Below are 21,859 nucleotides of genomic sequence, written 5' to 3' on the forward strand. Positions count from 1 at the left end.
ACCCAGAGTGAACCAGAGCCTCAGAGCCGAGGGAAGGTCCATGCCAAGAACCGCCCTGCTCGTTTCCACCGCCCTGTGCGCCGCGCTGCTGTCACCGGCGGCCGTCTCCCAGGCGGCCGCCGCCGCCGATCCAGCGCCCACCCCCGTCGACCGCTTCGAGGGCGAGGTGCCCTTCGCGAGCCAGCCCGCCGAGGGCATCTTCGCCTGGGGCGGTGACACCGACGACCCGCCCCAACTCGCCCTGACCGCGAGACCGGACGCCCCCGAGGGCGCGAAGGTTCTTTCCGGCACGTACGACATCAGCGGCTACGGCGGCTTCACCCACGACTACGCCGCGACCGAACCCGGCCACGACTGGTCCGCCCACCAGGGCATCCGCTTCTGGTGGGACGGTCAGAACAACGGCAAGTCCACCAACTTCGAGATCAAGGACGGCGGCGCGAACGGCGAGGCCTCCGAGCTGTGGACGACGTCCTTCACGGACAATTTCACGGGCTGGAAGCAGATCGAGATCCCGTTCACGAACTTCGTCTACCGCACGGACTACCAGCCCGTCGGCGGCATCGACCACGTCCTCGGCCTGACCCAGATGTGGGGCTACGCGGTCACGCTCCCCGTCGGCGTCAAGGGCCAGTTCGCCATGGACGACGTCGAGTTGTACGGCAAGGCCGACCAGTCCCTGCGCGCCTCCGTCACCACCGACTCGGCCGTCTACCCGGTCAAGGAGGGCGGTACGGCCGCGGTCAAGGTCACCGTCTCCACCACCGGCGCCGTCCCGCTGGACGACCCGGTGACCGTCGCCTACACGTCCGACGGCGGCACCGCCACCTCCGGCAAGGACTACACCCCGGTCTCCGGCACGCTCACCTTCCCGGCGGGCACCGCGTCCGGCGCCACCCAGACCGTCAAGGTCCGCACGCTGAAGGACAAGTCGGCCGAGAACGCCGAGACGATCCCGCTGAAGCTCACGGTCACCGGCGCCAAGGCCCCGACCGAGAATCCGCAGGTCGTCGTCGACGCGCACGGACTGCCGTACCTGGACAGCAAGTTGCCGATCAAGAAGCGCGTCGCCGACCTCGTCAAGCGCATGTCGCTGGAGGAGAAGGCCGGGCAGATGACCCAGGCCGAGCGCGGTGGCATCGGCACGGGCGCCGACATCGCCACCTACGACCTCGGCTCGCTGCTCTCCGGCGGTGGCTCGACCCCGACGCCCAACACGGCGGCGGCCTGGGCGAAGATGATCGACTCGTTCCAACTCCGCGCGCAGGCAACCCGGTTCCAGATCCCGCTGATCTACGGCGTCGACGCGGTGCACGGCCACAACAACCTGGCCGGCGCCACGATCATGCCGCACAACATCGGCATCGGCGCCACCCGCGACCCCCAACTCGCCGAGAAGACCGGTGCGGTGACGGCCAGTGAGGTCCGCTCGACCGGCGTCCCGTGGGACTTCGCACCCTGCCTCTGCGTCACCCGTGACGAACGCTGGGGCCGCTCCTACGAGTCCTTCGGTGAGGACCCGGCACTGGTCCAGTCGATGGAGACGATGATCCAGGGTCTCCAAGGCGCCGCGAACGGCAAGCAGTTGAAGGACGACGACAAGGTCCTGGCCACCGCCAAGCACTTCGTCGGCGACGGCGGCACCGCGTACGGCTCGTCCACGACGGGCACGTACACGATCGACCAGGGTGTCACCACGGTCACCCGGCAGCAGCTGGAAGCCATCCATCTCGCCCCGTACCAGACGGCGGTCGACCGGGGCATCGGCACGGTCATGCCGTCCTACTCCTCGCTCGACATCGTCGGCGACGGTCTCGGCCCGGTGAAGATGCACGCCCGCGCCGACATGATCAACGGCGTCCTCAAGAAGCGCATGGGCTTCGACGGCTTCGTCATCAGCGACTGGAACGCCATCGACCAACTCCCCGGCGACTACGCCTCGCACGTCGACACGGCGGTCAACGCGGGCGTCGACATGATGATGGTCCCGTACAGCTACAAGGACTTCAGCTCGACGCTCATCGCCGAGGTGAAGGCGGGCCACGTCACCGAGAAGCGGATCGACGACGCCGTCTCCCGCATCCTCACCCAGAAGTTCAAGCTCGGCCTCTTCGAGAAGCCGTACGCCGACACCAGCAACGCCTCGAAGATCGGCTCGACTTCACACCGGGCCGTGGCGCGGCAGGCGGCGGCCGAGTCGCAGGTGCTGCTGAAGAACGCGGGTGGCGTGCTGCCGCTGAAGAAGAACCAGAAGGTCTACGTCGCCGGTTCCAACGCCGACGACCTCGGCAACCAGACCGGCGGCTGGACCATCACCTGGCAGGGCGCGTCCGGCACGAACACCACCGGCACGACGATCCTCCAGGGGATGAAGAACGCCGGGGGCAATGTCACGTACTCGAAGGACGCGTCCGCCTCGACCAGCGGTTATGACGTGGGGGTGGTCGTCGTCGGCGAGACGCCTTACGCCGAGGGCGTCGGTGACGTGGGCAATGGCAACGACCTGACCCTCACCCCGGCCGACCAGGCAGCTGTCGACAAGGTGTGCGCGGCGATGAAGTGCGCGGTGCTGATCGTCTCCGGGCGACCGCAGCTGATCGGGGACCGACTCCCCAAGATCGACGCCCTGGTGGCCTCCTGGCTGCCCGGCACCGAGGGCGACGGCGTGGCCGACGTGCTCTACGGCAAGCGGTCCTTCACCGGTCAACTCCCGGTCACCTGGCCGAAGTCGGAGGCCCAGCTGCCGATCAACGTCGGTGACACGTCGTACGATCCGCAGTTCCCGTACGGCTGGGGTCTGACGACGGTGACGAAGGCGCCGACGGGTGGCGCGGCCACGCTGAGGACGCTGGAGGCCGCGGCGGCGCACGCCAGGTCGGCGGCGACCGGCAAGGCGCTCGTCACCAAGGCGCGGCTGCTCGTGCAGGCGAAGGTGGGCCAGAACATCACGGCGGCGGTGTCGAAGCCGTTCGCCGACGCGGATCACCTGCTGCTGACCGGCAAGTACGCAGCGGCTGTGAAGAAGTTGGAGGAGGCGTACAAGGCGGCGTAGCAACCGCCCGTGTTCTCCCCGCACCCCCTGTGGCCTCAACGGCACGGGGGGTGCGGCTAGTTGGTCCGGGCGGGCAGTTCCACCGTGACGCGGAGGCCGCCGTCCGGGCGCGGGGTCAGGGTGAGGGTGCCGTCGTGGGCGCCGGTGATGGTCTTGACGATCGCCAGGCCGAGGCCCACTCCCGCGTGGTCGGTGTGGAGGCGTTCGGTGCCGCGCTGGAAGGGCTCGGTGAGGGTCGAGACCTGGTGCGGGGTGAGCGGGGCGCCGGTGTTCTCCACCGTGAGGACGACGGACCTGGGGCGGACGGCGGTGGTCACCCAGACGGTGCCCCGGTCGGGGAGGTTGTGGACGATCGCGTTCTGCACGAGGTTCGTGGTGAGCTGGAGCAGGAGGGCCTGGGAGCCGCGGGTGGGGGTGATGTCGCCGTCGGTCTCGATCGTGACGCCGTGTTTCTCCGCGAGGGGGAGGAGCGTCTCGGTGGCCTCTTCCGCGAGGAGGGAGAGGTCGACGGGTTCGCGGGTGATGGACCACTGGTTGGCGCGGCTGAGCAGGAGCAGGGCCTCGGTGGCGTCGATCGCCCGGGTGTTGACGGCGTGGAGGCGGTCGATGATCTCGCCGGTGTCCTGGTCCGGGTCGGCGCGGGCCAGGTCGAGCAGGGTCTTCGAGATCGCGAGCGGGGTGCGCAGTTCGTGGGAGGCGTTGGCCGCGAAGCGCCGCTGTTCGGTGACGTGGGCTTCGAGCCGGGCGAGCATCGTGTCGAAGGCGTCGGCGAGTTCGCGGAACTCGTCGGTGCGGCCCGGGAGTTGGATGCGGTGGGAGAGCGAGCCGTGCGTGGCCGTGCGGGTGGCCTCCGTGATGCGGGTCAGCGGGGCGAGCATCCGCCCGGCGAGGATCCACCCGCCCACGAGGCCGAACAGCAGCAGGAACGCGAGGACGGCGGCCGCCCGCGGCGCGAAGACCTCCAGGAGGGCGGAGCGGACGGGGAAGACCCCGTCCGAGGGCCGGTCGTCGGGGTTGATGAGCATCGCGCGGTTGGGGACGTAGCGGAGGAGGAACAGCCACACCGCCGTGAGCAGCAGGGCGCCCGCCACCATGAGGAACCCGGCGTAGCTGAGGGTGAGTTTGAGACGGACACTCATCCCGGGCGCCCTATCCACGATCCACCCCCTCGTGCGGCTGTACGGCGATGCGGTAGCCGACGCCCGCCACCGTGGCGATGATCCAGGGTTCGCCGAGCCGCTTGCGCAGCGCCGAGACGGTGATGCGTACGGCGTTGGTGAACGGGTCGGCGTTCTCGTCCCAGGCCCGCTCCAGGAGTTCCTCGGCGCTGACGACTCCGCCCTCGGCGGTGACGAGGACGTCCAGCACGGCGAACTGCTTTCTGGTCAGGGCGACATAGCGGCCGTCACGGTAGACCTCCCTGCGGAACGGGTCGACGCGCAGGCCCGCCAACTCCCGTACGGGCGGCCGGTTGTGGGCGCGTCTGCGGTCCAACGCCCGGAGCCGGAGCGCGAGTTCCTGGAGTTCGAAGGGCTTCGTGAGGTAGTCGTCGGCGCCGAGTTCGAACCCGCTGGTCTTGTCGTCGAGGCGGTCGGCGGCGGTGAGCATGAGGATCGGCATCCCGCTGCCGGACGCGACGATGCGGCGGGCGACCTCGTCTCCGGAGGGGCCGGGGATGTCGCGGTCGAGAACGGCGATGTCGTAGGCGTTGACGCTCAGCAGCTCCAGCGCGGTGTTCCCGTCCCCCGCGATGTCGGCGGCGATCGCGGCCAGGCGCAGGCCGTCGCGGATGGCCTCCGCCAGGTAGGGCTCGTCCTCGACGATCAGCACACGCATGGGTTCGATGGTAGGAGTCGGCACATATCGTCCGCGTATCGAAAACTCCATACGTGGCGGCAACACCGGACCGCCTTGAGTGACGGGGTGAAGATCCCCCGGATCCCCCGGATTCCTTTCGAACGGGTTCGTCTCGAACGGGTTCGTCTCGAACCCTGGAAACGTCGCCCGGAGCTCGCGGCGCTGGCCCTGCTGCTCGGCTTGCTGATGATGCTGCACTCCCACATTCCGAACATCGCGGGAGTCGGCAGCCTGGTGGAGAGCCTCCTGCCGTGGTTCGGCGTCTACGTGCCGGTGCTGCTGGCCGGGGCGCTGTGGCGCCGGTCCCCCTCCGCCGTGGTCGCGCTGGTGTTGCCGGTCACGGTGTGGCTGAGCCTCTTCGGCGGGCTGCTCACCGACAAGTCCCACCCCGGCGGCGACCTCACCGTCGTCAGCCACAACGTCGGCGCCGGCAACTCCGACCCGTCCGGCACCGCCCGCCAACTGGCGCTCTCCGGCGCGGACTTGGTGGCGTTGGAGGAGCTGACCGACCAGGCCCGGGGCACGTACGAGAAGGGGCTCGCGAAGGCGTACCCGTACCACGAGGTGCGGGGCACGGTCGGGCTGTGGAGCAGGCTGCCGCTGTCGGACACGCGGCCCGTCGACGTCGTACAGGGAGATGTCGGACCGCTGGCGAGGACCAAGCCGCCCGAGTCGGCGGCGGAGGCGGCGGCCGAGGTCCGGGCGCTGCGCACGACGGTGGCCACGGAGCACGGGCCGCTGGCGGTGTACGTGGCGCACCTGGGTTCCGTGCGGGTCATGCCCAGCCAGGGATTCTGGACGGACTCCCGCGACTTCGGCGCCCGCGCGCTCACCAAGGCCGTCGCCGCCGAACCGAACCAACGGATGCTCCTGCTCGGCGACCTGAACGGCACCACGGACGACCGTGCGTTCCACGGCCTGACGTCGCGGCTGACCTCGGCCCAGGAGACGGCCGGGAACGGCTTCGGGTTCACCTGGCCCGCGGCTTTCCCGATCGCTCGCATCGACCAGATTCTGGTACGGGGGGTGCGGGCGCGGAGTTCGTGGGTGCTGCCCGAGACCGGGAGCGATCACCTGCCGGTGGGGGCGCGGGTCAGCTGGTGAGCGGACGCGGGTGGGCGGACGCGGGTGGGCGGACGCGGGTGGGCGGACGCAGGTGGGCGGACGCGGGTGGGCCGACCAAAGAGACCGGCTTCCGGTAGCGTCGAATCATGAAGGCCGTCGTACGGATCCGAAGCCTCTCCGGGCTGCTGCTGGCCCTGCTGCTCGCGGCCCTGACCATGGGGTCCCCGGCCGCCGCGGACACCGGCGTCTCGACGATCGCCCAGGCGTTGCGCAAGAGCCCGGTCTACGTCGACCCGGCGGCGAGCGGTCAGCTGTCGGCGGCGGACGCCGACGCGCTGGCCAAGCGGATCAAGGACGCCGACAAACCCGTGTTCGTCGTGGTCCTCCCCGCCGACTTCCCGAAGACGAGCTTCACGACCCTCCGTACCGCGACCGGCATCACCGGCCTCTACGCGGTCCGCGTCGGGAACCAGTTCGCCGCCCGGGCCGACTCCTCCGTCCTGTCGAACACCGCCGTGCAGAACCTGGTCAGCAGCGTCCAGGGCGAGGACGCGAAGACCCAGCTCACCGACTTCACCGACCGCGCGCTCGCGAGCATGGGCGGTTCGGCGCCCGCGTCCTGGGGCGGCTCGTCGGACGGCGGCGGGGGAGTCTCCGGTACGGCGCTGATCGTCGCGGGCGGGGTGCTGGTGGCGGGCGGCGCGGGGGCGTACACCCTCGTGCGCCGGAGCCGTCGCCGCCGCGAGGAGGAACAGCGCGCGGCGCTCGACAGGCTGCGGGTGGTCGTCGACGAGGACATCACGGCCTTCGGCGAGGAACTGGACCGCCTCGAATTCCACCCGGCCGAACCCGGCGCCGACGACGCGATGCGCGCGGACTACGAACGCGCCCTCGACGCCTACGAGCAGGCGAAGTCGTACATGGCGGCGGCCACGAAACCGGAGGACGTCCGTTCGGTCACCCAGGCCCTGGAGGACGGCCGTTTTTCCCTGGCCCAGCTCGCCGCCCGCCGAGAGGGCCGCCCGCTGCCCGAACGCCGGGCCCCTTGCTTCTTCGACCCGCGCCACGGCCCGTCCGTCGCCGACGCCACCTGGACCCCGCCCGGCGGCGCACCCCGCGAGGTCCCGGTCTGCGCGGCCGACCAGGCCCGCCTCGCCGACGGCCGCGACCCGATGATCCGCGAGGTCGACACGGACCAAGGCCGCCGCCCGTACTGGGACGCCGGCCCGGCCTACGGCCCCTGGGCCGGCGGCTACTTCGGCGGCGGCATCCTCCCCGGCCTCCTGCTCGGCACGGTCCTCGGCAGCATGATGTCCACCCCGTCCTACGCCTCCGACTACGGCACGGGCTACGGCGACTTCGGCACCGGCGGCTACGACGGCGGCGACGTCTCCGGCGCGAACTTCGACCCGAACGACTTCGGCGGCGGCTTCGGCGACGGCGGGGGAGGGGACTTCGGGGGCGGCGACGGCGGCGGAGGGGATTTCGGCGGGGGCTTCTGAACCCGGCCGCGACGGTCAGCGCGCAGTCACCCGCAGCTGTTCGACGGACGGCAGCGCACTCGGCATCTCGTCGGTGACCCAGGCGTACTCCAAGCCCGCCAAGGTGGCGCCCTCGTCGGTCCACACCAGCAGCTCGCCGACGTAGTCGCCGGACCGGTCGTGGACGAGGGCGTCGACGGGCACCAACTCCGTTGCCATGGCGGCACGTTGCATCGGCTCCGTGACCCGCAGGTCGACGCTCACGGACCCGGCCGCCCAGAGGGCCACGACCTCCGTCCGGTCCAGCTGGCCGTACAACTCGGCGGCACCAGGGAAGTCCGCCGAGAGGATGTGCTCCAGTACGGCTCGCTCGGAGGCGTTCAAGGGACGGGGGTCAATGGGCACGGGCACAAGCCGATCATCCCCCCTCCGGCTGAGCTCTGCCCCTCAGGCCTTTCCCGCCTCCCCGGCCGCGTCCGCCAGCCGCTCCATCAAGGCCGATGCCAGCTCCAGCACCCCGCGCTCCGTCGCACTCAACGAAGCCAACGCCTCCGCCAGCCACACATCCCGCTCTGCCATGTCCTGGTTCAGCGACCGGTGTCCCTTCGCCGTGAGCGTGAGGACGGACTGGCGCCGATCCACCGGGTCCGGCGCACGCGCGATCAACCCTTCCGCCTCCAGCTCGGCGAAGACGCGGGTGAGGGACTGCGGCCTCTGCCGCTCGGTCGCAGCGACCTCGCCGGGGGTCGCCGACCCGTGCCGGTGCAGGTGTCCGAGGACGATCAGCTGGTTCGGGGTGAGTCCGGCCTCGTTGCTGCGTTCCTGCCGCAGCCGCCGGTTCAGCCGTACGACGCCACGACGGATGCGGGCGGCCTCGGAGAGATGATCCATGCCGGATATCGTACGCGGATACTTACTATCTACAGCCCATGCACCCCGCTATCCTCCTGATGTGACCGCCAAACTAATACGCAACGCGTACGAAGCGGCCCTGACGATGACCGCCGTGCTGCTCAGCTGGGGCATGGCCCTCTGGCTGGAGGGCGCCGAAGGGCTCCACACCGACGTGCTGGTCCTCGCGGTCGCCCTGACCCTCACCCTGTCCTCCAGCCAACGCACCGCCGACACCCGCCGCCGCCTCACCGCCCTCGTCCTGCTGCCCGTCACGGCCGGCGCCTCGATCTTCGTCGGCCGACTCCTCGCCGCCCACTACGTGCTCGGTGCCACCGTCTACACGGCGGGCATGGCGCTGGCGATCTGGATCCGCCGCTACGGCCCCGTCGCCACGAAGGCCGGCACCCTGCTGGCGCTTCCTCTCGTGGCCCTCCTCGTCGTACCCGGCCCCGCACTGCCGTCCAAGGCGCAGAGCGGGCTGGTGACTTGGGGCTGGTCGGCGTTGGTCGGGGCGCTGGCGTGTGCCGGGGTCTGGCTGGTGCAGGGGCTGGGCGACCGGTTCGGGCCCCGGCAGTGGCGCGAGGAATCCGCCCCCGAACAACCCCCGCGCCGCTCCCGCCTCCACCCCCGCCCCAGCACCCGTATGGCCCTCCAGATGGCGGCCGGGATCGCCGCCGCGTTCATCCTGGGGCGGCTGTTCTTCGACGACCACTGGCCATGGGTCGTCCTCACCGCGTACGTCGCCGCGAGCGGCAACCGCGGCCGAACGGACGTACTCCGCAAGGGACTTGAACGCCTCGCCGGAGCCACGGTCGGCACGCTGCTGGCTGCTGGAGTCGCGCTGGTCGGCGTCACCGGCCACACGGCTGTGGCGCTGATGTTCGCCGTCCTCGCCGTGGCGTTGTGGCTGCGCCCCCTCAACTACGCCTACTGGGCCGCCGGAATGACCTGCGCGCTCTCCCTCCTCCTCGGCTACTTCGGCCAGGACGCCCTGAGCCTGTTGCCCACGCGGCTCGAAGGGATCGCGGTCGGGGCGGTGTTGTCGGTGGCGTCGGCGTGGTGGCTGCTGCCGGTGCCGCGCGTCCGCCGCCGTCAGCCAGTTCTCGGCACGACAAGTCCCGTCTCGTAGGCCATCACCACGGCCTGTGTACGGTCGCGCAGCCCCAGCTTCGACAGGATCCGGCTGACGTGTGTCTTCACGGTCTCCTCGCCCACGTGCAGCCGTTCGGCGAGCTCGGGGTTGGACAGCCCCTCCGCGAGCAGCCGCAGGACGTCGGTCTCGCGTGGGGTGAGGACGTCCAACTTCCCCTGCGCGGGCGCCTTCGGCCGCATCCGCGCGAACTCGGCGATCAGCCGCCGCGTGATCCCGGGCGCGAGCAACGCCTCACCCGCGGCGACCACCCGTACCGCCTCGAAGAGCCGTTCCGCGGTCACGTCCTTCAGCAGGAACCCGCTGGCACCGGCCGCGAGCGCGTCGTAGACATGCTCGTCGAGGTCGAAGGTCGTCAGCACCAACACCCTTGGTGTGGCAGGGCCGTTCTGGAGTCGCGCGGTGGCCTCGATGCCGTCCATGACCGGCATGCGTACGTCCATCAGCACCACGTCGGGCGATTCCTCGCGGCAGACGCGTACCGCCTCCGCGCCGTCGCGGGCCGTGCCGACGACCGTGAAGTCGGCCTGGGTCGCGAGGATTCCGGCGTATCCGAACCGGACGATCTCGTGGTCGTCGGCGACGACGATCCGGATGCTCATGGCAGCGCCACCGCCTCATCCTCCGGCTTGACGGGCAGTCGCGCCTCGACGACGAATCCGCCTCCGGGCGCGGGCCCGGTGCGCAGGGTGCCGCCGACCGTCGCGGCCCGCTCACGCATGCCGAGCAGACCGTGACCGGAGAGGGCTGGGAGGTCGGCGGTGGACCCCGGCCCGTTGTCGCGCACCCGCAGCGCCAAGTCCTGGTCCCCGTAACGGAGTTCTACGTCCACCGCCGCGCCCGGCGCGTGCCTGCGGGCGTTGGTGAGGGCCTCCTGGACGATCCGGTACGCGGTGACCTCGATGCCGGGGTCAAGTGGGGTGATGGGGCCGCTGACGATGAGGCGGGTGCGGGAACCGGCCGCGTCGCGTGACTCGTCGACCAGGTCCATGAGTTGGGCGAGGCCGGGCTGGGGGCGGCGTTGGATGCCCGTGTCGGCGTCCTCCCGCAGCACGCCCAGCAGCCGCCGCATCTCGGTGAGGGCGGTGCGCGCGGTGTCGCCGATGGCGAGGAGGCGGGTGGCGCCCTCGGTCGGGAGGCCAGGGGTGGTGAGGCGGGCGGTCTCGGCCTGGACGGCGATCATCGAGATGTGATGCGCGACGACGTCGTGCAACTCCCGTGCGATACGCGCCCGTTCACCCCGGGCGGCGTGTTCGAGGAGGGTGTCCGCGAAGGCCTGTTCGGTCGCGCTGTGGGCCTGGGCCGTGCTGCGGACGTGGTGGGCGATGCCGGTGGCCGCGGCGGCGGAGGCGAGGGTGGCGACGAGGACGGCGACGATCCGGGTCAGTTCCTCGTGACTGCCGAGGGCGATCACGACGTAGGGGAGGACGAGCAGTCCGCCGAGGCGGGTGGCTCCGGCGCGGCCCAGCACGTACACGCACACCAGTTGGGCCACGACCCCGCCGACGGTGAGCCCTCCGAAGGGCACGAGGGAGAGCACGCAGGCGAGGCTGAGCGCGAGGGCCGCGCAGCTCCGCGCGAGGCGCCCGGTGCCGAGGACGAAGGCGAGAGGGAGGGTGGAGGCGAGGGCGAGCAGCAGCAGGGCGGCAAAGCCGCCGGCCAAGTCGGCGCTGCGGACGAGGACTTCGGAGAGCGAGAGCATCGCGAGGGCGACCCCCACGACCACGGCACGGGTGGCCGCTTCGGTGGTCCGCCACCGGGACATCACCACCTGTACGCCCCCGTTCCTGTCACCCACTCCGTCATTGTGCCGACCCCGCTCCCCGAGGGCGTCCCTCTCGTGAGGGACCCCCCTTGCGTGACGACGGGCGGGGTTCGTCGCCCCTAGCCTCCCTCAACATGAGTCACGCAACCGACGCAACCATCGAAGTCCGGGACCTGCGCAAGCGGTTCGGACGGACGCTCGCGGTCGACGGGCTGTCGTTCACGGTCGAGCCCGGCACGGTGACCGGGTTCGTCGGTCCCAACGGGGCGGGGAAGTCCACCACCATGCGGGCCCTTCTGGGGCTGGACGCCCTCGACGGGGGACAGGCGCTGATCGGCGGCCGTCCCTATCACGCCCTGCGCACCCCCTTGTTGGAGGTCGGTGCCCTCCTCGATGCCGCCGCCCTGCACCCCAGCCGCCGGGGGCGCGACCACCTCCGCTGGCTGGCCCACTCCCACGGGCTGTCGATGCGGCGCGTGGACGAGGTGCTCGAACAGGTCGGCATGGAGGAGGCGTCCCGGAGGAGAGCGAATGGTTACTCCCTCGGTATGCGCCAACGCCTGGGCATGGCCGTCGCGTTGCTCGGGGACCCTCCGGTGCTGCTCCTCGACGAACCCGTCAACGGCCTTGATCCAGAAGGGATCCAGTGGATCCGCGGCCTCCTCCGGCACCTCGCCGCCGAAGGCCGGGCGATCCTCGTCTCCAGCCACCTGATGAGCGAACTCGAAGACACCGCCGACCACTTGGTCGTCATCGGCCGGGGGCGGCTGATCGCCGACACGGCCGTGGCCGACCTCCTCGCGGCGGCCTCCGGCGACCGGGTACGGCTGCGCACGAGCAGTCGTACGGAGGCGATGGAACTGCTGGCCCGGGAGGGCGGGACGGTGGCCGTCAACGACCGCGACACTCTGACCGTCACGGGCTTGCCCGCCGAACGGATCGTGGAACTGCTTGCCGCGTCCAAGGTCCCCTTCGCCGAAGTGGGCGCGCACCGGGCGACGTTGGAGGAGGCCTACATGGAACTCACCAGGGACGCGGTCGAGTTCACGTCCACGCCCGCCGAGGAAGCGGACGAGGTGACCCGGTGATGACGACGACACCGACGAGGACGGTTCCTCCGTACCGCTCGGCGCTGCACCCGGCCCGCACCGGTTTCGGGCGGCTGCTGCGGGCGGAGTGGGCGAAGTTCTGGACGGTCAGGGCCTGGTTGCTGGTGCTGGCGATCGCCGCCGTGGTCACGGTCGTGGTCTGTCAGTTGGGCGCGAGCGGTTCCAGCGTCGGCGGCGGCCCCATGATCACCATCGGCCCGGGCGGCGAGGTCGTCAACGACGCCTTCCGCTTCACCTACCGCCCCCTGGCCGGTGACGGCACCGTCACGGCTAGGGTCACCGGACTGAAGGCCGCCGACGGCAAGGACCTGGAGCCCTGGGCGAAGGCCGGGATCATCGTCAAGTCGAGCCTGAAGCAGGGTTCGCCGTACGCGGCGGTGATGGCGACCCCCGCCCACGGCGTCCGCATGCAGTGGAACTTCACCCACGACACGGCGGGCCCGGGCAGCGACCTGGCGAAGACCCCGCAGTGGCTCCGCCTGAAAAGGCTGGGGGAGAAACTAACCGGCTATGCGTCGGTAGACGGTCAGAATTGGACCCGTCTCGGGGAGGTACGGGTTGGGGGGATGGGGAGGACGGTCCAGGTGGGCCTGTTCGTGACGGCCCCCGCCCACCAGGTCGTCCACCGCTCCTTCGGCGGCACGAGCGAGGTGCAGGGCGGCGGCGAGGCCGCCGGTACCTTCGACCACCTCACCCTCCAGGGCAGCTCGACCGCCACGCGCTGGGCGGCCGCGGACATCGGTGCCCCCGGTCCCAACGACCCCGCCCCGCGGAACGGCGGACCGGGCACGACGGAGGTGTCCGCGACCGGCACGTACACACTCACCGGCCACGGAGACATCGCTCCCGAGGAGAACAGCCCCGACATGGTCCAGATGAGCTTCCAGGGAGTCTTCATGGGCCTCCTGTTCATGGCCGCCCTGGGCACGCTCTTCGTGACGACCGAATACAAACGGGGCCTGATCCGTACGACGTTCACGGCGGCGCCGTCGCGGCTGAAGGTGCTGGCGGCGAAGGCGACGGTGATCGGGTCCGTCACCTTCACAACAGGCCTGCTGGCAACGGCGATCGGCTTCACCCTGGCCCAGAAGACACTGCGCTCCAACGGCTTCAAGCCCCCCGAGTTCCCGGACATCTCCCTCTTCCAGAACCCGGCCCTGAGAGCGGTGGTGGGCAGCGCGGTACTCCTCTCCCTGGTGGCGGTCCTGGCCCTCGCGCTGGGAGTGGTGCTGCGCAGCAGCGCGGGCACGATCGCAACGGTGGTGGTCCTGGTGATCCTCCCGCAGATCCTGTCCTTCGCCTTCCCGCTCCCCGCCGCGCAATGGCTCCTGCGGGTGACACCGGCGGCGGCCTTCGCGATCCAGCAGGGCGTCACGTACTACCCGCAGGTCCGACACAACTGCCTTCCGGAGAGCGGCTGTTACCCCCTCACCCCGTACCACGGCCTGGCGGTCCTGGTGGCCTACACGGCAGCGGCCCTGCTCCTGGCGGCCTGGACGCTGAGGAGGCGAGACGCGTGAGGTGGCTGGGTTCGTTCCACGCCGAGTGGACCAAACTCCGTACGCTGCCGAGCACTTGGTGGCTCCTGACAGCAACGGTCGCCCTGACGGCGGCGGTCGGCGCGGCAGCGGCCTCGTCCCTCACGACCCAGGTGTGCCCGACACCGACGGCCTGCCACGAGGACACGGTCAAACTGAGCCTCACCGGCATCCAGTTGAGCCAGTCCCTGTGCCTGGTACTGGGCGTGCTCTCGATCGGCGCGGAGTACAGCACGGGCACGATCCGCACGACGCTCACGGCGATGCCGGGACGGTGGCGGGTACTGGTATCAAAGGCGCTGGCTTTGTCGCTGCTGACGTCGGCTGCGGGGGTGCTGGCGGTCCTGTCTGCCCTGGCCCTGTCCCGCCTGATCCTTCCGGCCCCGCCGCCGGTGGACGGCGCGATGTTCCGCGCGGCGGGCGGTTCGATCCTCGTCCTGGTGCTGGTGACGCTCCTGGGCCTGTCCCTGGCGACCCTGCTCCGCGACACGGCCGGCGCGATCACCCTGGGCCTGGGCATCCTCTACGTCGTCCCGGTCCTGTCCCACGTCATCAACTCCCCAACCTGGCAACACCGTTTGCAACGCTGGGCCCCCATGCCGGCGGGCCTGTCCATCCAGGCGACAACGAACCTGGGGAGATTGGCGATCGGTCCGTGGCCGGGGTTGGGGGTGCTGGCGGCGTACGGGGTGGGGGTGTTGGTGGTCGGGGGAGCGGCGTTCAGACTGCGGGACGCGTGACCCCGTCCAGGAACTCTGTCCAAGTCCCGGGAGAGACAGTGAGGTTGGCACCGGCCGGGATCTTGGAGTCCCGGATGTGGATCGCGGTGGGGTGGGAGGCGACTTCGATGCAGTTGCCGCCCTCGCTGCTGCTGTAGCTGGACTTGAACCACGCCAACTGCTGCCGTGCTGCGGTGTTCATAGCTCTCCTAGCAGACGCGACCGAGGAATTCCGTCCAAGTGCCGGGTGAGACGGTGAGGATGCCGCCGGCGGGGACCTTGGAGTCACGGATGTGGATCGCGGCGGGGTGGGCGGCAACTTCGACGCAGTCCCCGCCCTCGCTGCCGCTGTAAGTGGACTTCCGCCAGGCGTAGGCGACTTCGATGCAGTCCCCGCCCTCGCTGCTGCTGTAGCTGGACTTGAACCACGCCAACTGCTGCCGTGCTGCGGTGTTCATTGCTCTCCTAGCAGTCGCTCCAGGAGGCGCATGCTCTCGGAGGGAGAGAGCGCCTGTGACCGCAGCATTCCATATTTCAGGTGATAGTTACTCACCTCTTCCGGGTCCTCGACGAGGAAGCTGGCGCGCTGAACTTCCAGGTAGGCGAGGCGGTCGTGGTCCGGGGTCTCCAGCAACACCAAGGGACCGCCGAGGGAGGCGTGGGGCATCCGGTCCATCGGCATGATCTGGACGCTCATGTGGGCCGGTTCGTTGGCCTCGATCAGTTTGCGGATCTGGTCCCGCATAACTTCCGGCCCGCCGACGTTCCGCCGCAGGACGCTCTCCTCGATGATGAAGTGCCCCACCGGGGGCCGCTCCCGCGTCCAGATCTCCTGTCGTTTCAGACGGTTGGACACCCATTCGTCGGCCGTCTCGTCCGCGACCGCCGGATGTCGGGCCTCGAAGACGCAGCGGGCGTACGCCTCGGTCTGGAGCAGACCAGGCACGACCTGCGTCTGGTACGACAGGATGGCGACGGCCTCCTGCTCATTGTCGACGAGCCCCTGCGCGAACGCCGGCATCCGCGCCTGCACCGGCAACTTGTCGACCAGGGCGAACAACGCCCCACCCGTGTGCAGCAGTTCATCGAACTCGATGGCCCGATGGTCCTGCAGCGCAAGCCGCCCTTGCTCGATGGACCTGATGGTGTCAACGTGCAGGTTCGCCATCTCCGCGAACTGCTCCTGTGTGAGCCCGGCCTGCCTCCGGAAGTGGGCGACCAGCCCGCCGACCGCCTGCCAAGTACCGACCTTCTTGGGCCTCTTCGCCGATTGCATGCGTGTCCCTTTCCCCCGCGCACACCCGAAGTCGTCGTAGTGAGGTCGTAGAGAAAACAAATACGACCTCACTCACTGCCCCACGATAGTGACTGCCTGTGACAGTGGCCCCATGAACGAACAACTCCAACAAGGCCACACCCGCGAGGCGTTCTACCGACGCGACCGCAGATCAGTCGCACTGGCCCGCACGTTCACCCGGAACACCCTCGCCGACTGGGAGATCACCGACCGCACCGACGATGTCCTGCTCTGCGTAAGCGAGTTGGCGACGAACGCGATCCTCCACGGCGTACCACCGGGCCGGGGTCTCGCCCTCCGCCTCTGCATCCACCTCGACGGAGTCCTCCGCGTCGAGATCCACGACAGCGGCACCGGCGAACTCCGCAAGGTCAGGACCCCGTACCGGGACCTCCACGCGGAGGACGGCCGCGGCCTGCTGCTGGTCTCCGTGCTCGCCGATAAGTGGGGGGTGGGGGAACGGGCGCCGGGGAAGGTGGTGTGGTGCGAGTTCGGGGTGGGTTATGGGTGAGCGTTCGAGGGTTTGGCGATGCAGATCTCGTCGCCGAACTCCCGGTACAGTTCCAGCGCTTGGCGAATGGCTGATCGTGCCTCCTCGGGGAGGTCGAGCTGGAGAAGCACGGTGTTTATGTTGGCCCGGGTCAGGGCCTCTCCGTGACTGTCGCGGAGAAAGCGGTACAAGCTCAATGCCCGGATGTGGGCGTCGAGCGCCTTTTTGTGCAACCCCAACTTGCTCCAGGTCACCCCCAGGTTGTTCCGGACGTCGGCCAGACCGTGCCAGTCGCCGGATTTGACGCACAGCCTCAGAACGCGCATGAAGGCGGTGACGGCTTCCTCATGACGGCTCAGCCTGAGAAGGGTGACGCCAAGGCCGTGACGGGCCCCTATCTCGCCACGCTTGTCGCCGAGTTCCACGTGGACGGCCAGGGCTTCTTCGAAGACGTCGTGTGCCTCTTCCATGCGACCCGCCTCACCCAGGGCAGTGCCGAGATTCAGGCGTGCCCTGGAAGCCTGCCGGACCAGGCCGATCTCGGCGGCGATCCGCGCACTGTGGGTGTGGGCATCGATCGCGTCGACATACCGTCGGAGTTGCTGCAGCGTGAGTCCGATGTGGTCCCACGCCCTGGCTTGTCCCTCGGCGTCGCCGGAGTCCTCGGCCAATCGTAGGGCTCGGCGCTGGGCGGTCTCTGCCTCCTCGAAACGCCGCAGATGGAACAGGGCTCCGCCGTGAACACTGGACGCGTGGGCCTCGGACCAAGAGTCGTGGACCCAAAGAGAAGCTTCGTACGCGGCCTTCGTCACGGTGGCCCCGTCGTCGAAGACGCGGCGAAGGATGAGGTAGCTGTCCAGGCTCAGGGCGATTAATAGAGAGCCGGGCCGCCGGCCCGTCCGGTGGGCAACCTCCAGCAGTCCCGCACGCTCGGAGGCGAGCCATTTCCGGGAGAATTCGTGTGTGTTGAAGTAATCCTGGGGTGTCTCTTCAGGGATCTTTTTTACGCGAGCGTTGGCGGATTTGAATATTAGGCTGTAGAACTCCACCAACCTAGTCCGGGCCTGGATCACTTCCTCATGCGCCTCAGGAGCTTCGGCGGCGACGAGTCGGACGTATACCCGTGTGAGGTCATGCATCATCCAGCGCTTACCAGTCGAGAGCGGGGTGAGGAGCGAGACAGCGGTCAGTTCGTCGAGGAGCGGTTCCAGGCACTCCGGTTCCAGCGAGGTCAGGACGATCGCGGTTTCGATCCCTATACTGTCCCCCGGCGCCTGCCCCAACAGCCGGAAAACCCGCGCGAGTTCAGGCTCCATCCGCGCATACATCACGTCGAACACGGGCCGCAGACTCAGTTCCTTGCCGTACTGATCAACCCCCTTCGCCCGCAACGCCCGCACCCGATCCTCGGCCGCCCGCAACTCACCCACCAGCGTGGAAACCGGCCGCTGCCGACGCCGCCGTAGCAACGCCGAGACGATCAGCAGGGCAAGCGGCAAGTGCCCACACAGCTCGGCGAGTTGACGTACGGCATCAGGCTCATCCGCAACCCGACGATCATCGGGGTCGAACCGCCGTAGCGACCGATCCACCAGCTCCCGCGACGCGTCCGGCGAAAGCCCGTCAACCCTGAACTGCCGCACCGGAAGCGAGTCCTGGACCTCCCGCGACGTCACCAGAACCCGATGCCCCGCGCCTTCTCCCGGCAACAGGGGAGCGATCTGGGCCGGGTCGGACGCGTTGTCCAGAAGGATCAACACCGGCTCGCGCGAACTCAACTCACCTCGATACCGCGCGTATTGCTCATCAGCCGTAGGCGGCAGATCCGCATCCCCCACCCCCAACGCCCGCAACAACGCCAGCACCGCCTGATCCGCAGTCACCGGAACGTCGTCGTACCCCCGCAGATCGACGAAGAGCGCACCCCCGGAAAACCACCCCCGCCCCCGCGCCGCATGCGCAACACACAACGCCAGCGCGGTCTTTCCGACACCACCCAACCCCGAGACAGCGGAGATGACAACAGACTCGGAACCCCCGCCGACCCCGGGATCGAGGGCACCCAACAACTCGGCCACCTCGTCCTCACGACCAGTGAAGACAGCCGGCGCGGCAGGCAGTGCCGACAGTGCCGTAGGAGAGGGTGCCGCACGCGGGGACTCCGACTTCCCCGTCACGGGCCCGTGGAACGTACCGCCCCGAAAGTCGAAGTAATCCCCGTCGCCCACTCGCCCCGCCCACCGCTCGTCCCCACGCAGCACCACCCGCTGCCGTACCCATAGTGCCCGCGATGTCAGTGGGGCGTCCTAGGGTCGAGAGGCACAGGCAGGGCGTCTGTTCGTTGCGGAAAGGGGCGACACGTGGGGGACGGCATTCAGTGGCTGGTGGGTGCTACGTCGAGCTCCGGGTGGATGCTGGACGTGTACTTCGCCCGCGGTATCGGCGTCGAGGAACTGGCCCTCCGCCTGGGCGCATCCCTCGGCGCCAGGGCGGAACCGATGACCGACGCCGAGATAACCGATCTCGACATCGACGCCTACCCCGACCGCGGGCCGGGCAGCGCCGTGATCCGCGTCGGCGAGGACGCCGGCTGGGCGTTCGCCATCACGTACGGCCCCTACCTCGACCGGCTGGCGGAGGTCTCGCGGGACGGCGTGGAAGCCGTCCACTACCACTACAACTCGGAGCACCCGCCCACGATCGTCCTGTACGCACGCGACGGCCGCACCGTCTGCGGATTCGGGCTCTGCGAGGAGGGAAACCGCTACGGACATGACCCCGGCCTGCTCCTGCCCGACCTCGTCGCCGCCGGGATCCTGCACCCGGACGGAGAGACCTACCGCGCTACAGGCATCGGCATCGGCATCGACGACTACTACGCCCGCAAGCGCCTCGGCCTGGCCGTCTTCGAGGACCGCTTCGGCCTCTCCCTGCCCCGCTCCGCACTCGCCGAAGACCCCCTCCCGGTGTACGCGATCATGGGTTCACCGGCCCCCGACTTCGAGGAGATCTCCGCGTGGGCCGCGGCCAACGGCAAACCCCTGCCCGACCCGCACCTGCGCCTGATCCCGGCCGGCCTGCGCAAGGAGTACGAACGGGCCACCGACCCTCAGTGGTGGGAGCGCCGGACACGCCCCCTCACTGGAGGCGTCGCCCTCGGCGGGCTCCACACCAGCGGGGTCCTGAAGAACCTGGAGGGCGAGACGGAGCGGTGACGGACCAACGCGATGGGGACGGCCCTGGACACACCTCAACTGCCCTTGCCCGCACGCGGATCGCCGCTCCGCATGGCCGCGTGTACGAGCTTCGTCGCATCCCTCGCCGAACCACCCCGCCCAGTGGGAGCCCCCATGCATGAACTGACCCGCCCCCAAGCCCGCCGCATCGCCGTCCAGGCCCAACTCCTCGACGCCCCCCGCCCCACGGAACTCCACGCCGTCGTACGCCAGTTGACCCTGCTCCAGATCGATCCGATCGCCGCGATCGCCCCCAACGCCGACCTGGTCGCCTGGAGCCGCCTCGGCTCGTCGTACGCACCGGACGAGCTGGCCACCGCGCTCAAGGACCGCACGCTCCTCGAACTGCGCGCGATGATCCGCCCGAGCGAGGACCTGGCGCTGTACCGCGCCGACATGGCCGTATGGGAAAGGGAGTCGAAGCACTACCGCGAGTGGGTCGCCGCCAACGAGGTGTGCAGGCGGGACATTCTGGAGCGGCTCGGCGGTCAAGGGCCGCTCACCTCACGGGAGTTGCCCGACACATGCGCGGTGCCGTGGAAGTCGTCGGGGTGGACGCACAACCGGAACGTCAGTCAGCTGCTTGAGCTGATGGTGCTCAGAGGGGAAGTCGCGATCGCGGGGCGCGCGGGTCGGGAGCGGCTGTGGGACCTGGCCGCACGCGTCTACCCGGACGAGCCCGCCGTGCCGGTCGATGAAGCGCGCCGCCGACGGAACGAACGGCGGCTGCGCGCCCTCGGTATCGCCCGCGCCACCGGCACCGCCCTCCCGGTCGAACCCGCCGTCGTCGGCGAGGCCGGCGAACCGGCCGTCGTAGAAGGGGTGAAGGGGGAGTGGCGGGTCGATCCGGCGTACCTGGAGCGGCCGTTCAGCGGGCGGGCCGCACTGCTCTCGCCCTTCGACCGCCTGATTCACGACCGGAAGCGCACCGCCGAACTCTTCGGCTACGACTACCAGTTGGAGATGTACAAGCCGGCCGAGAAGCGCCGCTGGGGTTACTTCGCACTGCCGATTCTCTACGGCGATCAGCTCGTCGGAAAGCTCGACGCCACCGCCGACCGCAAGGCCGGCGTGCTCCTGGTGAACGCCGTCCATCAGGACGTGGAGTTCAGCAGGAGCATCGCCGATGCCGTGGACGCCGAGATCGAGGATCTGGCGGTGTGGCTGGGCCTCAGACGCTCGGGCCTCAGGCGCTCTTGATCGCCGAGATGTCGAAGTTCAGCTTGATCTTCTCGGAGACGAGGACGCCACCGGTCTCCAGCGCCGCGTTCCAGGTGAGGCCGAACTCGGAGCGCAGGATCTCGGCCTTGCCCTCGAAGCCGACGCGCTCGTTGCCGAACGGGTCCTTGGCCGCGCCGTTGAACTCCAGGTCGATGGTGATCGGCTTGGTGGTGCCGAGGATCTCCAGGTCACCGGTGACGCGGTAGTCGTCGCCACCGAGGGACTCGGCCGAGGTGGAGCGGAAGGTCATCGTCGGGAACTCGTCCGTCTTGAAGAAGTCCGCGCTCTTGAGGTGACCGTCACGGTCCGGCGAGCCGGTGTCGATGCTGTCCATCTTGACGTCGAGGGACGCGGTGGACTTGGCCGGGTCGGTGCCGTCCAGGTGCAGCGTGCCGGTGAAGTCGAGGAACTTGCCCTTGACGTTGGTGACCATCGCGTGGCGAGCGGTGAAGCCGAGCGTGGTGTGCGCCGGGTCGATCGTGTAGTCGCCGGTCAGCGCGGCCAGGTCGGGGTTGACGGCGGCGGGTGCCGAGGTGGTGTCGGTCTCGTCGCTCTTGCGGCCGAAGATGCCCATGACGTGCTCCTAAAGGGGACGGGGAGTGTGCGGGGATGGTGCGGAGGCGATGCGGGATGGTGCGGGGATGAATCTGTTGAACGTTCAACGATGCCAACACGAAGGACCGTAGACCTATTCCATTCAATTTTCAACATCATCCGCAGGGTGTTACGTCAACTACTACGAGTACGCTCCTCCGGCGGTCCCGGCAACGCGAGAACCACTCCGCGAATCACTCCAGCGATGGCATCCGCCGCACGTGAATGTGAGGTGGCTCTCAGCTGTCGGGTTTGTGTAACCCCTACAACCACCATGCCCCGTGAGCAGTCGGAACGGCTGCATGCCGGTGAGGTTCTGTTCAGTGGCACCAGGAAAACGGTCCGGAGACTGTGCAGAGTCGACGGCGCCCTTTCCTTGGTCCCCTTCGTA

21 protein-coding genes are annotated in these 21,859 nt (G+C 69.4%); 10 read left to right on the forward strand and 11 right to left on the reverse strand.

The features are described 5' to 3' along the window. The first annotated feature begins 40 nt into the window (after positions 1-40). Entirely contained in the window at positions 41-3,052 is a 3,012-nt protein-coding gene (locus R2B38_RS29990; RefSeq protein ID WP_318019016.1) for a glycoside hydrolase family 3 protein, read from the forward strand. 56 nt (positions 3,053-3,108) lie between these two features. Here the strand turns inward: R2B38_RS29990 and R2B38_RS29995 are convergent, their stop codons facing one another. Then, positions 3,109-4,191, reverse strand: a complete 1,083-nt coding sequence (locus R2B38_RS29995; RefSeq protein WP_318019017.1) for a HAMP domain-containing sensor histidine kinase — start codon at positions 4,189-4,191, stop codon at positions 3,109-3,111. A 10-nt stretch (positions 4,192-4,201) separates the two neighbouring features. Continuing rightward, positions 4,202-4,888, reverse strand: coding sequence for a response regulator transcription factor (locus R2B38_RS30000; RefSeq protein ID WP_318019018.1), 687 nt, complete (start codon positions 4,886-4,888; stop codon positions 4,202-4,204). A gap of 111 nt (positions 4,889-4,999) precedes the next feature. Here R2B38_RS30000 and R2B38_RS30005 point away from each other — a divergent pair, with 111 nt between their 5' ends. Beyond that, the gene (locus R2B38_RS30005) at positions 5,000-6,013 is read left to right on the forward strand and encodes an endonuclease/exonuclease/phosphatase family protein (protein WP_411978593.1); all 1,014 of its coding nucleotides are present in this window, start codon (positions 5,000-5,002) and stop codon (positions 6,011-6,013) included. Between the two features lie 107 nt (positions 6,014-6,120). Then, a complete protein-coding gene (locus R2B38_RS30010) occupies positions 6,121-7,476 on the forward strand; it encodes a hypothetical protein (RefSeq protein ID WP_318019019.1) in 1,356 nt (451 codons plus the stop codon). Between the two features lie 15 nt (positions 7,477-7,491). Here R2B38_RS30010 and R2B38_RS30015 read toward each other — a convergent pair whose 3' ends face one another. Both R2B38_RS30015 and R2B38_RS30020 read right to left on the reverse strand, forming a co-directional pair. Next, complete coding sequence (locus R2B38_RS30015) at positions 7,492-7,839, reverse strand: hypothetical protein (RefSeq protein ID WP_318019020.1); 348 nt, start codon at positions 7,837-7,839, stop codon at positions 7,492-7,494. A gap of 63 nt (positions 7,840-7,902) precedes the next feature. After that, positions 7,903-8,346: a MarR family winged helix-turn-helix transcriptional regulator gene (locus tag R2B38_RS30020; RefSeq protein ID WP_318019021.1), complete on the reverse strand. Its 444-nt coding sequence runs from the start codon at positions 8,344-8,346 to the stop codon at positions 7,903-7,905. 61 nt (positions 8,347-8,407) lie between these two features. Here R2B38_RS30020 and R2B38_RS30025 point away from each other — a divergent pair, with 61 nt between their 5' ends. Then, a complete protein-coding gene (locus tag R2B38_RS30025) occupies positions 8,408-9,478 on the forward strand; it encodes an FUSC family protein (RefSeq protein WP_318019022.1) in 1,071 nt (356 codons plus the stop codon). On the opposite strand, the gene R2B38_RS30030 is transcribed toward R2B38_RS30025, so the two are convergent. Both R2B38_RS30030 and R2B38_RS30035 read right to left on the reverse strand, forming a co-directional pair. Continuing rightward, positions 9,442-10,101 (reverse strand): response regulator, encoded by a 660-nt coding sequence (locus tag R2B38_RS30030; RefSeq protein WP_033282708.1) that lies wholly within the window; start codon positions 10,099-10,101, stop codon positions 9,442-9,444. The two genes, R2B38_RS30025 and R2B38_RS30030, sit on opposite strands and share 37 nt — an antisense overlap. Further along, on the reverse strand, positions 10,098-11,201 hold the full coding sequence (locus R2B38_RS30035) for a sensor histidine kinase (RefSeq protein WP_318021831.1): 1,104 nt from the start codon (positions 11,199-11,201) through the stop codon (positions 10,098-10,100). The genes R2B38_RS30030 and R2B38_RS30035 overlap by 4 nt, the downstream gene beginning before the upstream one ends. 197 nt (positions 11,202-11,398) lie before the next feature. On the opposite strand from R2B38_RS30035, the gene R2B38_RS30040 reads away from it, so the two are divergent. Genes R2B38_RS30040 through R2B38_RS30050 form a run of 3 tightly spaced genes read left to right on the forward strand, consistent with a single transcriptional unit; the run spans position 11,399 to position 14,651 of the window. Further along, on the forward strand, positions 11,399-12,352 hold the full coding sequence (locus tag R2B38_RS30040; protein ID WP_318019023.1) for an ABC transporter ATP-binding protein: 954 nt from the start codon (positions 11,399-11,401) through the stop codon (positions 12,350-12,352). Beyond that, positions 12,352-13,893, forward strand: a complete 1,542-nt coding sequence (locus R2B38_RS30045) for an ABC transporter permease subunit (protein WP_318019024.1) — start codon at positions 12,352-12,354, stop codon at positions 13,891-13,893. The genes R2B38_RS30040 and R2B38_RS30045 overlap by 1 nt, the downstream gene beginning before the upstream one ends. Then, the gene (locus R2B38_RS30050; RefSeq protein WP_318019025.1) at positions 13,890-14,651 is read left to right on the forward strand and encodes an ABC transporter permease subunit; all 762 of its coding nucleotides are present in this window, start codon (positions 13,890-13,892) and stop codon (positions 14,649-14,651) included. Before R2B38_RS30045 ends, R2B38_RS30050 begins: the two co-directional genes overlap by 4 nt. Here the strand turns inward: R2B38_RS30050 and R2B38_RS30055 are convergent. Genes R2B38_RS30055 through R2B38_RS30065 form a run of 3 tightly spaced genes read right to left on the reverse strand, consistent with a single transcriptional unit; the run spans position 14,632 to position 15,906 of the window. Continuing rightward, on the reverse strand, positions 14,632-14,832 hold the full coding sequence (locus R2B38_RS30055; RefSeq protein WP_318019026.1) for a DUF397 domain-containing protein: 201 nt from the start codon (positions 14,830-14,832) through the stop codon (positions 14,632-14,634). The genes R2B38_RS30050 and R2B38_RS30055 overlap by 20 nt on opposite strands. A gap of 7 nt (positions 14,833-14,839) precedes the next feature. Then, the gene (locus tag R2B38_RS30060) at positions 14,840-15,088 is read right to left on the reverse strand and encodes a DUF397 domain-containing protein (protein ID WP_318019027.1); all 249 of its coding nucleotides are present in this window, start codon (positions 15,086-15,088) and stop codon (positions 14,840-14,842) included. Then, positions 15,085-15,906 carry a helix-turn-helix transcriptional regulator gene (locus R2B38_RS30065; protein ID WP_318019028.1) on the reverse strand — a complete coding sequence of 274 codons (822 nt, stop codon included), beginning with the start codon at positions 15,904-15,906 and terminating at the stop codon, positions 15,085-15,087. The genes R2B38_RS30060 and R2B38_RS30065 overlap by 4 nt, the downstream gene beginning before the upstream one ends. Before the next feature lie 112 nt (positions 15,907-16,018). Between R2B38_RS30065 and R2B38_RS30070 the strand changes: the two genes are divergently transcribed. Next, complete coding sequence (locus R2B38_RS30070; RefSeq protein ID WP_318019029.1) at positions 16,019-16,438, forward strand: ATP-binding protein; 420 nt, start codon at positions 16,019-16,021, stop codon at positions 16,436-16,438. Here R2B38_RS30070 and R2B38_RS30075 read toward each other — a convergent pair. Further along, positions 16,429-18,495: a tetratricopeptide repeat protein gene (locus tag R2B38_RS30075; protein ID WP_411978509.1), complete on the reverse strand. Its 2,067-nt coding sequence runs from the start codon at positions 18,493-18,495 to the stop codon at positions 16,429-16,431. The two genes, R2B38_RS30070 and R2B38_RS30075, sit on opposite strands and share 10 nt — an antisense overlap. 282 nt (positions 18,496-18,777) lie before the next feature. Between R2B38_RS30075 and R2B38_RS30080 the strand changes: the two genes are divergently transcribed. Together R2B38_RS30080 and R2B38_RS30085 are read left to right on the forward strand one after the other, a co-directional pair. Further along, positions 18,778-19,632: a hypothetical protein gene (locus R2B38_RS30080; protein ID WP_318019031.1), complete on the forward strand. Its 855-nt coding sequence runs from the start codon at positions 18,778-18,780 to the stop codon at positions 19,630-19,632. A 135-nt stretch (positions 19,633-19,767) separates the two neighbouring features. Further along, entirely contained in the window at positions 19,768-20,853 is a 1,086-nt protein-coding gene (locus R2B38_RS30085) for a DNA glycosylase AlkZ-like family protein (RefSeq protein ID WP_318019032.1), read from the forward strand. Here R2B38_RS30085 and R2B38_RS30090 read toward each other — a convergent pair. After that, positions 20,840-21,448 (reverse strand): YceI family protein, encoded by a 609-nt coding sequence (locus tag R2B38_RS30090; protein ID WP_318019033.1) that lies wholly within the window; start codon positions 21,446-21,448, stop codon positions 20,840-20,842. The two genes, R2B38_RS30085 and R2B38_RS30090, sit on opposite strands and share 14 nt — an antisense overlap. Positions 21,449-21,859: the final 411 nt, after the last annotated feature.

Origin of the sequence: Streptomyces sp. N50 (assembly GCF_033335955.1) — a bacterium.
Classification (GTDB): Bacteria; Actinomycetota; Actinomycetes; order Streptomycetales; family Streptomycetaceae; genus Streptomyces.